Genomic DNA, 14,129 nt, shown 5'->3' on the forward strand with positions numbered 1-14,129 from the left:
GAATTCAAATGCAGACCCCCATCAGTCAGTTGGTGGATGGTGGTCACTATTGGGCCAAGTTGCAGGAATGCGATTGGGGTGTTTGGCAGTTTCGTGGTGGCCATCTGTGCGACAACCATGGTGCGGTCCACTTGCTAGAGCGCTTCGATCAGATCGGGACGCGGGTCTATACCCCGGAAGAGGTTGATGCGCAGGATCAAGAGTTGGCGCGTATGCGTGGCTGGATGTCGGCCATCTCGGTCGAAACCGCCTATGCCGCCGACACGCTGGAAGAGGCCACCGACGCTATGGCCACGGTTACGCAGATGGCGGACATGGCGCTTGAGGGTGCGGACGTACCTGCAACCGGGCAGTTGGCCGTGTCAGAACGCCCGGCTGTTCTACGTGCCCTGGCAGAGCGTAAACGGCAACAGACCGTCGAGGGTTGGACGCCCGAACATGACGATCAGTACACCAACGGTCAGTTGGCGCTTGCCGCGTGTGCCTACATCGAGGGCAACCCTGTTTGGTGGCCGGTCGATTTTGATCCGGCGATGCTCAAACTGAGCACCAGAGAGCGCGACTTGGAAAAGGGTATCGCCCTGGCGGTTGCTGAGCTTGAGCGCATCGACCGCGCCGCTGACGGGGCGGCTGGGGGTGACGCATGAGCGTTCAGGAAACCATCTACTATGCGGATCAGTGGATGTGCGAAATCCCCGGCGTGGCGGGTAGCTTGCCGGAGGTTGCAAAGCAGCTCTATGAGGGCGTTCTGTCGATGTCCAACGAGGGTGCATGGGATGTCGAGCCACAGTCCCTGGGTTCGCGTTTTGAGGCTTCGGCGGTAACATACATTTGGGTCACTTGCCCACGTGTTGGCGAAGAATACACAGTACCCGACGATCTGCTTGGTGATCCGCACGCAGTGACCTTTGGTGAGGGCAAGGGCTGGAACCCTGACATGATCGTATCCGACGTTCTGGACGCGCGGCGCATGCTGGGTGATCGCGGCACGGATGATGTTGAATACCTCGTTTGCACGGCTTCCCATGTTCGTGGCGAACTTGTTTTGGGTGATGGGCCAGTAGTGACATTCGAGCCAGAAAGCGAGGTGTCCAATGCCTGACATGTGGCCCTTGAAGCGAGGCGAAACGCTATCCAACCACGATTGGTTTCCCTTCCATGGGCATCGATTCCTGCTGTCCTCGTTCGTCAAGCGTGCAGTGATGGAAGATCGCCGCGCTGACATTGGTACTGCCGTGATGCTGTGGTCAGAGGCCATGCGCGAAGACCCGGCTGGCACGCTGCCGACTTGCGATATTGAACTGGCCTATTTGGCCAAGTTTCCGACTGTAGATGACTGGTTGGTTGTGCGTGACGGTGTGATGCACGGCTGGACAGAGGTTCACGTTGAAGATGAGCAAACGGGCGAAGTGATAACCCGTTTTGGGCATCCCGGTTTCATGGAAAAAGTTGTGCTGGATATGCACAAGCGCAAGGTTGGCAGGGATGCCGCGCGAGAGGCGGGCAATCTGTCTGTCAAGAAGAGCCGGATTCGCAAGAAGATGGAACTCTTGCAGGTCGAAGAGCATATCGTGGCCGATGACCGCGCCATTGAGGCGTTGGCAGAACACTTCACGCATTCGGACCTGTTCATCACCAAAGAGAACGTGCGCACGGCGATGATCGATGTGTTGGGGTACACCGGGCAGGTGCGAAAGTTTCCGACTGCGGCGGCACGGTCGGACGGGTGAAATCTTACTGAAATGCGGTGAAAGGCAAGTGAAAGATTTCAGTCAATTTCAGTGAAACAGGTGAAATTGCCCTACAGGACAACACCGTACATCACAGGAAAATATATCAAACCTTTCCTGTAGGGCGCACCACAACCAACGACGCGACAGCGGGCGTGTCGGATTTGCTTAGAAAAGAGAGGTAGCGATGGACAGTGCAGAGCAGGCAAGGGGCGAAAAGCAGGTGATGGATTTGCTGATTGATCCTTTACTGGCACGTGGCTTGGGAAGGCCGCGCGGTTTCACGAAGCAGGCCGATTTTCAGGTGATGGTGGCAAAGACGCTGTGCCCCAAGCTGGCCTATATGTCGCCGGTCAATCTGGCGGCGCTGGAAGAAGAGATATCGATAAGACCTGCCGGAAAGGCGGGCGACCAAATCTGGATACCAAATGAAATCCTGCGCCGGGCCGCTGAAATGCAGCCGCCGGGCGATGAAGCTTCGCCGTTGTTGCGTGCCGTGTTCGCTGCGACGTTGGGTGCCGACGCCTTGGCCGGTGATTGGGCACCGGAATTGCGGCGCTTTCTAAAGGGCAAAGATCGACGTTGGCCAACCGCGCATGATGTGTCGAAGATCAAGAGCGAAGCGGCCAGCGCTCGGGAAAGGGCTGATGATATTCGGGCGCGTCAGTCTGGCGATGGTTTCGTATCGGACGTTGAGGCGAATTGGTTGGCCTCGCGGGATGCGGCTCGCATCAAGTGTGAACACGTTCGGTCTCTGGAACTTGGGGGTGAAGGCAAATGATGCATGATCGCCATATTCAGGGCGCGCGCGTAGGTGCGCCCATCGTATCCCGCGCAGGCAAAACGGAGATTGGAATCAAGGCGCTGTTGGAATGGGCGTTTCAGCGTGAGCTGGCCAGTCTGGATTTCGATGAAATCGGGGAGGTCGCCGGATATGTTGCGGGCAGTGACTCGGCCTATCAGGTATTGCGACAGGGCTTGCTTGGGTGTCGGGTGCAGGGCGGCGGGCGGTCTTTGCCTCATCATGACGCTGAAATCGTGGCATCGACAGTTGCGGCCTTGCCGGACTATTGCGGTGGTCGCCGCATGGCCGTTTCGATTGCAGAGATGGCGCGGGCCGGTCAGGTCCCCGACTGGATGCCCGATGCGCAGCCAAGGGTTTACCCGGTCGATACGCATACGAACCGGCACGGTACGCGGGCAAAGACTGATGATGCTTCCAAGCTGGGTGGCAATGGCTGGCCAGCCCAGCCCCGGCGCAACCGAAAGGGCGTGGTCGTTCACGACAAGGTGGAATACTGCCCTTGCGTTATTCGTCCGACCGTCGATGTCGTGGCGCGGTCGCGCCGTGGCTATCTGGCTTGGTATGGGGCGCTGTTGGATCTACGGGCGGCATTGCAAATCTCTCATTTGACCTCGTTTGTGGTCACTGACGACATGCCGCCCCGGACACCGTGGGCAAAAACCGCTTGACGAAACTCTAGCCCTGTTGACATAGTGCAGTCACCAAACGTGCGCCCGAAGCGGAACCCCCGCTCCGGGCGTTTCTCGTTTCGAGGGGGCTACCATGCACCGGCTGGGGTAATTCCCGGCAACCAATACCTCGGGCGCGCCCGCCGACTGGCGCGACAGCACAGACCAACTGCGGCGGCGGGGCGGTTGGTTTTCTCTTTCCGAATGAGGGCAGTTATGACCGCACAGGCACTTCAAGTGATTTCCGCATCGGGGCTCAATGCCGCATTGGCCGCAGCGGGTGCGCAGGACACCGTTGAGGGCGCGGGTTCGGATCGTGTCTTTCTGTTGGTAAACAATGGCGGCGGCGGATCGATCAACGTGACCATCGCAGCGGTGCGCGCGTCGGTTGCCGTGCCTGGCGTGGGCAACGTAGCGGTCCCTGATATTGTCGTGGCCGTGCCAGCGAGTGAAGAGCGCATGATTGGGCCGATCAACAGCGCGTACACTGACGCGGATGGGACAATCACAATCGACTATTCCGACAACACGTCGGTCACGGTCGCAGCGCTGAAGCTGGGTAAGGCCACCTGATCCATGAAGCTTGACGCTCGGCTTCATCAGGCGGACCTGAAATCCGTTCTGGCCAACCTGAAAGATGTCGAGCGCAATCAAATCCCCTTTGCATCGTCGCTCGCCCTGAACTGGACCGGCGAAGAGGTGTTGTCCGAAAACCAAGAGCTTATGCGGAAGGTGTTTGATCGCCCGGTGCGTTGGACACTCAACGCCTTCTTCCTTCGTCGGTCGAGCAAGAAAAAGCTATCGGCATCTGTTGAGCGTAAGACCTTGCCGGGTAGCAAGTTCTATCTGGAAGTCGAAAGCGAGGGTGGCGCGCGTAGGCGCACCGGCATTGAAAGCCTTATCAGTCAGACGGTGAAGACCGATGACACGATTAGGGCAGTTCTGCCGACACGGAACACCAAGCGGAACGCGGCGGGCAATGTCACGCCTGCACAAATGAACCGCATCCTATCCGGCATCAAGGCGCAGGGCGGCAATGCGCGGGCCTCTGCATCACAGGGTCGCGGTCGCAAGCGTGTGGGATACTTCGTTCCTCAATCCGGTTCGAGACTGACGCCGGGTGTTTATGAACGAAAGGCCAAGGGAATTCGCAAGGTGCTTGCGTTCACAGACAAAGCGCCCCGCTACAAGAAGCGGTTCCCGATGGAAGAGCGCGGTCGGCAGGTCGCCGCACGGGCGTTTCCCGGAAATATGCGTCGGGCACTGAACGTGGCGCTCAAGTCCCGGAAAAGATAGCGCGGGTCCTTCCCGGAAACATGCCGCACGCGGGTTATTCGCACCCCGGTTTGTGCGGGTTTTTTGAAATTCCCGAACTGCGAGAGGGGGTTGTTGTTGGGGTTGTCATGACGGATGAACCGAACCTGAAGCTGTTGGACGTGGATGTATCGCCGGGATTGCAGGCGATGATAGATCGGTTCCCGCTGCCCGATGGGGTTGAGGATGCCGATGTGACAATTGAAGGTGCAGCTCAGGCACTTGGGGTCACCGTGAACACCGTCAGCAAATGGCTGAAGGCTTCCGAACCGGACACCGAACCTTTCCCGGCGGTTGAGCGCGGTGGCATGGGCAAGGCATACGTCCTGAGACTGAGCCATGTCTACGCTTGGAAGATGGCGCGGGACGCGGATACGGCTAGTCGTGACCAGCACAGCCGGGCTCAGGTTGAAAAGCTTCAGGCGAGTTTCCTGAACCTCGACATCGACCCCAGCCAAGAGACGCTTAGCCACAAAGATCGCAAGGCGCTGGCCGAGGCTGACTTTGCGTATTCTCGGGCGGCGCAGGCGCGTCGGCAATTGGTGCGTCTGGATGAGGTTACCGACCTGATGGAATCCATCCTCATGATCGTGCGCGATGCCATCGAAGGGATGCCAGATAGGCTGGAACGCGAACTAAGTCTGCAGCCGGAAGAGGTAATTTTGGTGGACCGTCTTGGTAAAGATATTCTGAAAAAGTTGTCGGATCAGATCGAACGGGCCGAACTTGAAGAGCGCGACCTGGCGGATGTGGAAGTAAGCAACAGGCTGTTAATCTGATGGTGATGATCGATCCGGGCTTCGAGCCTCTTCCGCCTTACTCTGATCCGAGAGTGGCGCTGAAAATGGCCCTACCCGCGCTTCGTCCTGCTGAGGATCTGAGCGTTACCGAGTCGGCGGAAAAATACATGAAGGTCCGTGTTGGAGATCAATGGCAGGACTTCCGGCGTGATGTGACGCCGTACATGATCGAACCGACCGACATGATTTCCAGCCGCGCATATCGCGGTTTGGCGTTCTGCGGCCCATCACAGTCTGGAAAGACCCAGATGCTTCAGTCTGCGCTTGCGTGGACAATCGCATCGAATCCGGGGCGCGTTGCATTGTTCCAGATGACTCGGGATGCCGCCGAGGGATTCGAGCGCGACAAGTTTTCGCCGATGATCCGGAACAGTCCGGAACTGGAAAAGCGCAAGGCCAGCGGCAGGGGTGCGGATAACCTGTTTCAAAAGCTGTATCAGGGCGGGACGCATATCACCTTGGACTGGCCCACAGTTACGAAGCTGTCGAGTTCGACCATTAGGTTGCTCTTGGCCACGGATTACGATCACTTTCCTGAATCCATCGGCGGGGAAGGTGATGCTTACACGATGATGCGCGCTCGGGCGCGCAGCTTCCGGTCACGGGGCATGGTGGTTGTGGAATCCAGCCCCGGCGCTCCGGTCAAAGACGAAAGCTGGCGTCCAAAAAGCGCACATGATTGTGTTCCGGTGAGCTATGGTGTGCTGTCGCTTTATCCGGAAGGAACGCGCGGGCGGTGGTATTGGCCCTGCCCGCATTGCGATGAGGTGTTTGAACCGACATTCAAGAAGCTGCGCTGGCCCGATAGTGATGATTTCGTTGAGGCCGGGGAAGCTGCTGAAATGCACTGTCCGCATTGTGGCGGGTTGTTCGGGCATCACTTGAAGCGCCAGTTGAATGATGCTGGCGAATGGCTGCACGAAACTGGTGACGGTGGTGTTGCGACCATCGACAGTGGCAATGTTCGCCGTACTGACCTGCTGAGCTATTGGCTCGACGGTGCTGCTGCGGCATTCGCAAGCTGGTCGGAACTGGTTGTTCAGGAACTTCAGGCGCGGGAAAAGTTTGAACGCACCGGGGATGAAGAGGCGCTTAAGACGGCTGCCAACACCGGCCAGGCGCAACCATACCTGCCGCGCGGCGCGACCAGCGAAAACGAGGTTACGCTTCAGGGTTTGAAGGACAAATCGCAGGGCATTGAAACACCCAAAGGTTTGGCCCCAAGCTGGACCCGCTATGTCACCTTGTCGGTGGACACTCAGGGCAACAGCTTCGATGTCGGGGCGACGGCTTGGGGAGAAGACGGGCGGCATCAGCCGATTGACCGATTTGAGATTATCCAGCCCCCTGAAGGGGCACCGATGGATGCAGGCGACAGGTCAATCAAGCCCTTTGAGATCGCGGAAGACTGGGCTGCGCTGGAGCCGCTGGCCAACATGGTTTGGCCGGTCGAGGGGGAAGATTACGGGCTTCGGGCCGTTGCCATTGCCGTGGACCTTCACGGCGGCGGATCTACGACAGAAAATGCTTATCGGTTTTACCGCAGCCGCCGGAAGGCGGGTCAAGGCAAACTCTGGTATCTGACCCGTGGTCATGGCGGGAAGCATCAGGACCGGGTTTGGCTACGTGCCCCGGAGCGCGTCAGTAAAAACGTAAAAGGGCGCAAAGTCGCTACGGATATCGAAATCCTGAACATGGCGACTGACCGTCTGAAAGACGCGGTGTCTACGTCGCTGATCATGGTCGAGGCGGGCCAAAACCAGTGTCTTGTGCCTGGCTGGATACCGGAGCCCAAGCTGGTGGAACTGACCGCCGAGCGGAGAACCGACAAGGGCTGGGAAAAACGACCGGGAATGGTCCGAAATGAGAGTTTCGACCATCTGGTGCAGGCCCGAGCGCTGCACATTCACCTGGGCGGCGAGAAAATCAACTGGTCATCGCCCAGCAACTGGGCGTGCCACGGGCTTGCTAACGTTAACGCCGCGCGCATTGACGTGGCAGACGGTGGCGAGACACCGGAGATTCAGGAAATCAAGCGGCCTGTGCGCCGTCGCAGAATTCCTAGCAAGCTTTTCTGAAGGAGGGCCAATGGCCTACACGCAGCAGGATCTGGACGCTCTCCAGAAAGCAATGGCGCGCGGCGCGAAGAAACTGAAAATGAACGGCGAAGAGGTCGAATTTCAGAGCCTTGCCGAAATGAGAAGCCTTGCCAGAGAGATCGAAAGGAAGCTTGGGCAGGGCTCCAAAAGTCGTGTTTCCCAAATCAACACGTCGAGCGGTTGGAGGTAATCCTTTGAGCAATCAGAAACCTGACGGGCGTTTGGCCCGCCTGTTGACGCGCCTGATTGAGCCGGTCTCACCGACGCTCGCGTTGTCCCGAGACAAAGCCATGGTTCAACGTCGCATGCTGACGATGATGGGCAATTACCAAGGCGCTGGACGTGGTGCACGTGGTAAGGATTTCCGCGTGAATTCTTCCGATGCGGTCGAGTCCATGCGCCATGACGCATCCCGGATGAGCTTCATCGCCCGCGATATGATCCGCAACAACCCACGCGCTGTGAAAGTTCGGCGTCAGTTGCGCAACGTGGTTGTGGGGGCCGGTATTCGGCCTTCGGTCCAGTGGCTGGGCGAAGACAGCGACCGTGGCAAACAGCGAAAGGCCAAGGTTGAAAAGCTGGTGCGTGATCATTGCGGAACTAAGGCGTTTGATGCGGATGGCCTGCTGAACCTCTACGGTCAGCAAGGTTTATCGTTTGGCTCGATTGTCGCGGATGGCGAGGTCCTGTTGCGCAGGCGGATGCGCAAAATCTCCGATGGGTTCCCTTTGAATTTTCAGGTGCAGGTGCTGGAGCCGGACTTTCTCGATAAGCGTGTTGACGGGAAGTTGTCGAATGGAAACACGGCGATTCAGGGGATCGAGTTCAACAGGATTGGCCAAAGGGTGGCGTACCACCTGTACCGCGCCCATCCCGGCAGCAACCTTCACCTTCTGCAAAGCTCGACGCGGGTTGATGCACGCAACATCATTCACGCCTTTTCGGTAGACCGCCCCGGTCAACAGCGTGGGGTGAGCTGGTTCGCGCCGGTGATAACCCTGCTGCACGAATTGCAGAAGTATCAGGACGGTCAGGTCAAGCGGCAAGAGATTGCGGCCATGTTTGCGGCTGTATTCCAAAGCAGTACGGCGGGTGCCGACATGGAAAAGGATCTCGCCGAACTGTCACCGGGTTCGTTGCTGGAGATTGGCAGTGACGAAAACATAACCTTCAGCGACCCGCCGAAGGTTGACGGGTACGAAGCGTTCATGCGTGTCACGGATCGCGTCATAGCTGCCGGTATGGGGCTGACCTATGAGGGCTATACCGGGGACTACACCGGCGTGAACTATTCGTCGGCTCGAATGGGGCGCATGGACACAGACCCGAACGTGCGCGACTGGCAGCAAAACTTGATGATCGCACAGATTTGCCATGGCGTCTCGGCATGGGTGCAGGAAGCGATTGATGATGTCGCTGATATAGCTCCTGATGAATACGAGATTTCTTGGACGCCACCGGCCCGGCCTGTTGTGGACCCAACCAAAGACTACACCGCAAACGAAGCCGCCATGAGGTCGGGGCAGAAGTCCCGCCGTCAAGCCATTCGGGAAGCTGGCGAGGACCCGACGCGGGTAGAGGCCGAAATCGCCGAAGAGCGAAAGTGGGAATCCGACAACTCAGTCGTTCTGACAAGCAATTCCGGTGCTGAAACCGGGTCAACCGGAAGCAAAGGAGATGAGAATGAAGACGGGTGAAATGGTGAACATCGCATCGCGGGCGTTCAACACGCCACTATTTCTGGATGCGCGCAAAGCCACTGTGATCGCACAGCAGATGGGGCAGCGGTTTCTTGGACTAGGTGACGGTGCGCTTGAGATTGCCAACCCGGTTGAAGGTGATGCAGCGGCATTGACTGTTCGCCGCCCGTTGGCTGGGTCGATGGTCGGGGATGAACTGTTCCGTTCCGTGAAAAAGCGCGGCGGTGGTTATTCCAACATCATGGGGGCTGCGGTCATCAAAGTTTCGGGGACTCTGGTGCGCCGAGGGTCTTATGTTGGCGAGAGTTCCGGCACCACCAGCTATGAGGGCTTGAGCGCCCAGATACGCGCAGCCGCTGAAGACGACGAAGTGCGCGCCATTGCTTTGGAGATTGACAGTTTTGGCGGCGAAGCTGCGGGCATGTTTGACCTATGCGCCCAGATCAGAGAGGCGCGCAAGTCTAAGCCCGTCCACGCCTTCTTGGCTGAATACGCCCAGTCGGCAGCATATGGCATCGCAGCGCAAGCTGACACGATCACCATCCCGCCCTACGGTGAAGCCGGGTCCATCGGTGTTGTCATCATGCATGTGGATCATTCCGCGATGCTGGCCAATGAGGGTCGCAAGGTCACCCTGATCCATTCCGGTGCGCATAAGGTGGATGGCAACCCATTCGAGCCTTTGCCCGAACATGTTCACAAAGAACTTCAGCAGTCTGGCGATGAGATGTGGGTGCAGTTCGCCAATGAGGTTGCCGAGGGTCGTCGGGGAAAAATATCTGCCGAGGCCGCTCTGAAACTTGAGGCGCGCGTGTTGCGCGGTTCCGATGCAGTCAAAGCTGGTCTGGCAGATCAGGTGGCAGAGGCCCGAGTTGCCTTCAACGCGCTGGTGGCTTCGTTAAACCCAACTCCAACGGCCACGGTTCCAGTGCCAGCGGTGGCGGCTCAGGTGAAACTCGTGAATGTTCCAGCGTCTGCGGATCTTTCGAAGGCGCTGAATACACTTGGCGCGAAAGCTGCGCTCCAAAACGGCGCAATATCAATTTCGAGCAGCTCCGGCTGCAAAACCGGGGCACAGGCCCCTATCCAAGAGGAGGTTGTCATGAGCGACAACGACCAAACCCCGGTGGCCCCCGCGCAGCCGGAAACGCCGGTGACGGAGCCCAACACGGCCCCCGAAGCCCAAACCGCAGCAAACGCTGCCGCAGAAGAACGTCAGCGTGCAGCTAAGATCACCGAAAAGGTGGCCAAGGCCGGTCTGCCTGCCTCGTTTGCGCAGGAACTGATTGCGGGCGGTGTTCCGCTGGCTGATGCCTATGAGCAAATCCTGGACAAAAAAGCCGGTTCGGCGAATGACGGTGGCGACATCCTGAACACGGCTCCGGCCCGCGTGACGGGTGACGCGCGCGACCGCACCACTGAAGGCATGACCAAGGCCATTCTGGCCAAGGCCGGTCTGGACGGCGGCGAGCGTAATGAGTTCACCTCTATGAGCCTGCGGGAAATGGCCCGCTATTCGCTTCAGGCGCAGGGCATCGTCATTAAATCGGGTGGTGTCATGACGTTGGCAGCGGCGGCGTTTTCACCGGTTGCGGCATCCGGTGGTATGCACAGCACCAGCGATTTCACCAATATCCTGTCCAATGTCGCCGAAAAGTCGATGCTGAAAGGATTTGTTGAAGCGCCGGAAATCTTCGACCAGTTCACTTCGGTGGGCAACTTGGGCGACTTCAAGCCAACCACCCGCGTTGGTCTGGATCATTTCCCGTCGCTGGACAAGGTGGCCGAGGGTGCCGAGTTCAAGTACGGTAAGATGGGTGACCACGCTGAAACGGCGATTCTGGCGACTTATGGCAAACTGTTTGCGATTACCCGTCAGACGATCATCAATGATGACCTTGATGCATTCACCAAGATTCCGGCGCGGATGGGACGTGCTGCACGCCGCACCGTCGGTGATCTGGTCTTTGCCATCCTGAACAGCAACCCCCAGATGTCGGATGGCACCGCTCTGTTCCATGCTGATCACGGCAACCTTGCCGCTGCCGCTGGCGTCCCGTCAGAGGCTGCAATCAATGCTGGCATCACTGCTATGTCGCACCAGACAGTGCGCGGTGACACGAAGGTCAAGCTGAACATCTCGCCCAAGTTCCTGCTGGCACCTCCGAAGCATCGTTCGGTGACGTTGCAGTCGCTGAATTCGGAATATGCGCCGGATGACACGTCGAAGGCTGGCGCGGCCAAACAGCCGCGTGCATACAACACGGTGCGGGATGCCGCCGAACCACTGTTTGATGCGCGTGTTGCGGGCGATGCGTGGTTCCTGCTGGGTGACCCGGCCATGTATGACACCATTGAGGTGAGTTACCTTGATGGTGTCGATACGCCGTTCCTGGAGCAACAGGAAGGTTGGACCGTGGATGGCACCGAATTCAAGGTGCGCATCGATGCGGCTGCGACCGCGCTGGCTGAACAGGCGCTCTACAAAAACGCCGGTTCGTAACCCGAGCCTGAAAACTTGATGTGACGAATGGGCGGCCTGAGTGCCGCCCTTCGTCTTTTCCAGATGCCATTCCGGCTTCTGATGAGAGAACGGAGATATCCATGAAGAACTTTATTCAACAAGGTGCCATCGTCACTGTCGCAGCAGCAGCCGCAGTTGCCAGCGGCCAGGGTGTCAAAATTGGCATGCTGTTTGGTGTGGCGCAGGCGGATGCGGCAAACGGCGAAGATGTCTCGCTTGTGACCGAAGGTGTTGTTGAGCTGGCAAAGACCAGTGCGCAAGCCTGGGCGGTTGGCGATGCAATCTACTTCAACAACACGACCAAGCTGTGCACGACCGCGACCACTGCCGGTAACATCCATATCGGCACGGCTGTGGCAGTTGCTGCCAATCCGAGCGGGACCGGAATCGTGCGCCTGAATGGCGCTATGCCTGCGGCTGCGGTTTGACGCGGCTTTTTGATGGTGTCGCCGAACTTCTTACTGCGACGTTCGGCGACACAGTTCGCGTCCGCCCTGTGGGCGGCGCTTACACCGATATTCAGGCGGTGTTTCGGGATGCGGATATTCCCGTCTTGGCGGAAAACGGCGTTGAGGTGATCACGCCCTATCCGACACTGCGCGCCCACCGCGACGATGCCGAAGCCATCGTTCCTGACGGTGAGGTCATGCCGGGCAACGGAAAGACCTACCGTTGCGTTGCGAAGATGGACGGTGGAAGCCCCGACCCGCGCGGGTTGGTGACAATTCAATTGGAGCGTGTTTGATGTTCGTTGGAAAGGCAATCCGCCACGCCGCTGTTGAGCTTCTGGAAGCCGCCAACATCACGATTGCGGTGGCGGGTTCTGATACCGCTGTCACAATTGTAAAGAACCCGCCTGCGGGCAGTTGGGTGGATGAAAGCAAGCTTCCGGCTCTTTATCTCTTTCCGAGCGGCGAAGAGATCACGCCCTTTGCGCGGGGGAAGGATGACCGCACCCAGCAGTTGGAAATAATGCTTCAGGCCAAGGGGCCTGATGACGTTCTGGATCAACTGGACGATATGCAGCAGCAGCTTGAGGAAGTGATAGCTGCCAGCAACGGGCTTAACGGTTTGGTCCGGGAAATCAGGCCGATCAGGGCAAGAATTCATCAAGAACGCGGCGCTGTGGTTTTCGGCGCTCGTATCGTGACCTTCGACGTGAAGGTCAGCGTTGACCGGCGCAATCCGGTAGTCGCTCGCTGAGCGCCCATACCCACTGAAAATCCACGATAGGAGTTAGGATCATGACAAACGCCATTCTGGGCTATGATACCGCTTATGCCATTCATGATGGCGGCGACCCCGGCAGCTTCCAAGACATCGCCGAGGTGATGGAAATCACTCCGCCAAATGAGCAGGCGGACGATGTTGAGGCCACCCACTATAAGTCTCCGGGCAAGAAGCGGGAATACATCCAAGGGCTGACGGACCCTGGCGAAATGACGTTTGGCATCAACTGGATTCCGTCCGACGCCACCGATGTCATCATTCAGGGCCTGAAGGCGTCCGGAGAAAAGCGCGACCATCGCATTACCTGGCCGAATGGTGTCACCTGGACGTTCAACGGCTACATCAAGGGCTTTGAGCCCACTGCACCGATCGATGACCGCATGACCGCGACCGTCACCGTTCGCGTCAGCGGTTCCACCACAATCGCATAAGCGGGGATCGACCATTGGGTAACAAAGTAACTGGGCGTATTGGTGTTGATTTTAAGGGAAACCAGATCGAATTGGCCCTGACGTTCAACGCCATGTGTGAGCTTGAAGACGCATTTGATGCGGATATTCAAACCGTTTTGGCCAAGGTTGACGGTGACAATGCGCGTATGACCGATATCCGGCGCATTGTCTGGGCAATGATGCTTGATGCCAATCCCGGTGCAACAGAGGAACACGCGGGTGAGCTGATCAACGAGGTTGGTGTCAGGTCTCTGGGGGATGTCCTGCAGAGAGTGATCAACACCAGTTCGGTGGTTGGCAACGCCTCGGGAAACTGAGCGAGGGGGACGTTCATGAACGCCTGGACGTCCCCGCACTCTTCAAAGAATACGTGGCGTGCGGATTTGTCCCTGAGACGTTCTGGGGGCTTACGCCCCGCGAATATCTGCTTCGCATCGAGGGGTTCCAGCTTGGTGAAAATCGGCGTCGGGAATTCCAGAAATCTCTGGGGTGGTTCATCGCGGCGGGGCCAAGGTTCCGCAAATTTCCCTCACATGAGCAGTTTGTCGCGCCGCAAGGGTCGGTGCGATCCGGACCGCAGACTTGGGAGCAAATGCTTTCGGTGGCCAGAGCGTGGCACGCCCGGTTGAATAAGGAAGGTCAGACATGAGCAAAGAGGTTGGCAAGCTTCGCGTCAAACTTGGTCTTGATACGGCAGAGTTGCGTGCAGGGATGGCCACCGCACAAACGCGGTTAAAGGCCTTTGGCCGCAAGCTGGCAATTGCGGCTGCTGCATTTAGCACTGCTGCGGTTGCGGGCTTGTCCCTT

At 58.2% G+C, this 14,129-nt stretch carries 17 protein-coding genes; all 17 read left to right on the forward strand.

What is annotated here, in order from left to right; genetic code table 11:
* Positions 1 to 8: 8 nt before the first annotated feature.
* The 17 genes from ACR0KM_RS02890 to ACR0KM_RS02970 all read left to right on the forward strand — a co-directional run bounded on the left by ACR0KM_RS02890 (position 9) and on the right by ACR0KM_RS02970 (position 13,639).
* On the forward strand, positions 9 to 647 hold the full coding sequence (locus ACR0KM_RS02890; protein ID WP_480865398.1) for a hypothetical protein: 639 nt from the start codon (positions 9 to 11) through the stop codon (positions 645 to 647).
* Positions 644 to 1,102 (forward strand): hypothetical protein, encoded by a 459-nt coding sequence (locus tag ACR0KM_RS02895; protein ID WP_480865400.1) that lies wholly within the window; start codon positions 644 to 646, stop codon positions 1,100 to 1,102. The genes ACR0KM_RS02890 and ACR0KM_RS02895 overlap by 4 nt, the downstream gene beginning before the upstream one ends.
* The gene (locus tag ACR0KM_RS02900) at positions 1,095 to 1,730 is read left to right on the forward strand and encodes a hypothetical protein (protein WP_480865402.1); all 636 of its coding nucleotides are present in this window, start codon (positions 1,095 to 1,097) and stop codon (positions 1,728 to 1,730) included. Before ACR0KM_RS02895 ends, ACR0KM_RS02900 begins: the two co-directional genes overlap by 8 nt.
* A gap of 187 nt (positions 1,731 to 1,917) precedes the next feature.
* Entirely contained in the window at positions 1,918 to 2,511 is a 594-nt protein-coding gene (locus ACR0KM_RS02905; protein ID WP_480865403.1) for a hypothetical protein, read from the forward strand.
* Positions 2,508 to 3,203, forward strand: coding sequence for a hypothetical protein (locus ACR0KM_RS02910; protein ID WP_480865405.1), 696 nt, complete (start codon positions 2,508 to 2,510; stop codon positions 3,201 to 3,203). Before ACR0KM_RS02905 ends, ACR0KM_RS02910 begins: the two co-directional genes overlap by 4 nt.
* Positions 3,204 to 3,419: 216 nt before the next feature.
* Positions 3,420 to 3,776, forward strand: coding sequence for a hypothetical protein (locus ACR0KM_RS02915; RefSeq protein WP_480865406.1), 357 nt, complete (start codon positions 3,420 to 3,422; stop codon positions 3,774 to 3,776).
* A gap of 3 nt (positions 3,777 to 3,779) precedes the next feature.
* Positions 3,780 to 4,499 (forward strand): hypothetical protein, encoded by a 720-nt coding sequence (locus ACR0KM_RS02920; protein ID WP_480865408.1) that lies wholly within the window; start codon positions 3,780 to 3,782, stop codon positions 4,497 to 4,499.
* A gap of 107 nt (positions 4,500 to 4,606) precedes the next feature.
* The gene (locus tag ACR0KM_RS02925) at positions 4,607 to 5,296 is read left to right on the forward strand and encodes a DUF1441 family protein (protein WP_480865410.1); all 690 of its coding nucleotides are present in this window, start codon (positions 4,607 to 4,609) and stop codon (positions 5,294 to 5,296) included.
* A 128-nt stretch (positions 5,297 to 5,424) separates the two neighbouring features.
* The gene (locus ACR0KM_RS02930; protein ID WP_480865412.1) at positions 5,425 to 7,395 is read left to right on the forward strand and encodes a terminase gpA endonuclease subunit; all 1,971 of its coding nucleotides are present in this window, start codon (positions 5,425 to 5,427) and stop codon (positions 7,393 to 7,395) included.
* A 10-nt stretch (positions 7,396 to 7,405) separates the two neighbouring features.
* Positions 7,406 to 7,606 carry a phage head-tail joining protein gene (locus ACR0KM_RS02935; protein ID WP_480865413.1) on the forward strand — a complete coding sequence of 67 codons (201 nt, stop codon included), beginning with the start codon at positions 7,406 to 7,408 and terminating at the stop codon, positions 7,604 to 7,606.
* Between the two features lie 4 nt (positions 7,607 to 7,610).
* Positions 7,611 to 9,113, forward strand: a complete 1,503-nt coding sequence (locus tag ACR0KM_RS02940) for a phage portal protein (RefSeq protein ID WP_480865415.1) — start codon at positions 7,611 to 7,613, stop codon at positions 9,111 to 9,113.
* Positions 9,100 to 11,619 (forward strand): S49 family peptidase, encoded by a 2,520-nt coding sequence (locus ACR0KM_RS02945; RefSeq protein WP_480865416.1) that lies wholly within the window; start codon positions 9,100 to 9,102, stop codon positions 11,617 to 11,619. Before ACR0KM_RS02940 ends, ACR0KM_RS02945 begins: the two co-directional genes overlap by 14 nt.
* Before the next feature lie 101 nt (positions 11,620 to 11,720).
* Entirely contained in the window at positions 11,721 to 12,068 is a 348-nt protein-coding gene (locus ACR0KM_RS02950; protein WP_480865418.1) for a DUF2190 family protein, read from the forward strand.
* The gene (locus ACR0KM_RS02955) at positions 12,065 to 12,385 is read left to right on the forward strand and encodes a head-tail joining protein (protein WP_480865420.1); all 321 of its coding nucleotides are present in this window, start codon (positions 12,065 to 12,067) and stop codon (positions 12,383 to 12,385) included. The genes ACR0KM_RS02950 and ACR0KM_RS02955 overlap by 4 nt, the downstream gene beginning before the upstream one ends.
* Complete coding sequence (locus ACR0KM_RS02960; RefSeq protein WP_480865422.1) at positions 12,385 to 12,843, forward strand: hypothetical protein; 459 nt, start codon at positions 12,385 to 12,387, stop codon at positions 12,841 to 12,843. The genes ACR0KM_RS02955 and ACR0KM_RS02960 overlap by 1 nt, the downstream gene beginning before the upstream one ends.
* 41 nt (positions 12,844 to 12,884) lie before the next feature.
* Positions 12,885 to 13,301 (forward strand): phage tail tube protein, encoded by a 417-nt coding sequence (locus tag ACR0KM_RS02965; protein WP_480865423.1) that lies wholly within the window; start codon positions 12,885 to 12,887, stop codon positions 13,299 to 13,301.
* A 14-nt stretch (positions 13,302 to 13,315) separates the two neighbouring features.
* On the forward strand, positions 13,316 to 13,639 hold the full coding sequence (locus tag ACR0KM_RS02970) for a GTA-gp10 family protein (RefSeq protein WP_480865424.1): 324 nt from the start codon (positions 13,316 to 13,318) through the stop codon (positions 13,637 to 13,639).
* The last annotated feature ends 490 nt before the right edge of the window (positions 13,640 to 14,129 follow it).

It is taken from the genome of Ruegeria sp. G10 (genome assembly GCF_056533645.1).

Coding starts and splice junctions, on each gene's coding strand:
- ACR0KM_RS02920 (WP_480865408.1), top strand. CDS start 3,780: ATGAAGCTTGACGCTCGGCTTCATCAGGCGGACCTGAAATCCGTTCTG.
- ACR0KM_RS02950 (WP_480865418.1), top strand. CDS start 11,721: ATGAAGAACTTTATTCAACAAGGTGCCATCGTCACTGTCGCAGCAGCA.
- ACR0KM_RS02935 (WP_480865413.1), top strand. CDS start 7,406: ATGGCCTACACGCAGCAGGATCTGGACGCTCTCCAGAAAGCAATGGCG.
- ACR0KM_RS02900 (WP_480865402.1), top strand. CDS start 1,095: ATGCCTGACATGTGGCCCTTGAAGCGAGGCGAAACGCTATCCAACCAC.
- ACR0KM_RS02930 (WP_480865412.1), top strand. CDS start 5,425: ATGAAGGTCCGTGTTGGAGATCAATGGCAGGACTTCCGGCGTGATGTG.
- ACR0KM_RS02965 (WP_480865423.1), top strand. CDS start 12,885: ATGACAAACGCCATTCTGGGCTATGATACCGCTTATGCCATTCATGAT.
- ACR0KM_RS02915 (WP_480865406.1), top strand. CDS start 3,420: ATGACCGCACAGGCACTTCAAGTGATTTCCGCATCGGGGCTCAATGCC.
- ACR0KM_RS02890 (WP_480865398.1), top strand. CDS start 9: ATGCAGACCCCCATCAGTCAGTTGGTGGATGGTGGTCACTATTGGGCC.
- ACR0KM_RS02960 (WP_480865422.1), top strand. CDS start 12,385: ATGTTCGTTGGAAAGGCAATCCGCCACGCCGCTGTTGAGCTTCTGGAA.
- ACR0KM_RS02910 (WP_480865405.1), top strand. CDS start 2,508: ATGATGCATGATCGCCATATTCAGGGCGCGCGCGTAGGTGCGCCCATC.
- ACR0KM_RS02945 (WP_480865416.1), top strand. CDS start 9,100: ATGAAGACGGGTGAAATGGTGAACATCGCATCGCGGGCGTTCAACACG.
- ACR0KM_RS02925 (WP_480865410.1), top strand. CDS start 4,607: ATGACGGATGAACCGAACCTGAAGCTGTTGGACGTGGATGTATCGCCG.
- ACR0KM_RS02895 (WP_480865400.1), top strand. CDS start 644: ATGAGCGTTCAGGAAACCATCTACTATGCGGATCAGTGGATGTGCGAA.
- ACR0KM_RS02905 (WP_480865403.1), top strand. CDS start 1,918: ATGGACAGTGCAGAGCAGGCAAGGGGCGAAAAGCAGGTGATGGATTTG.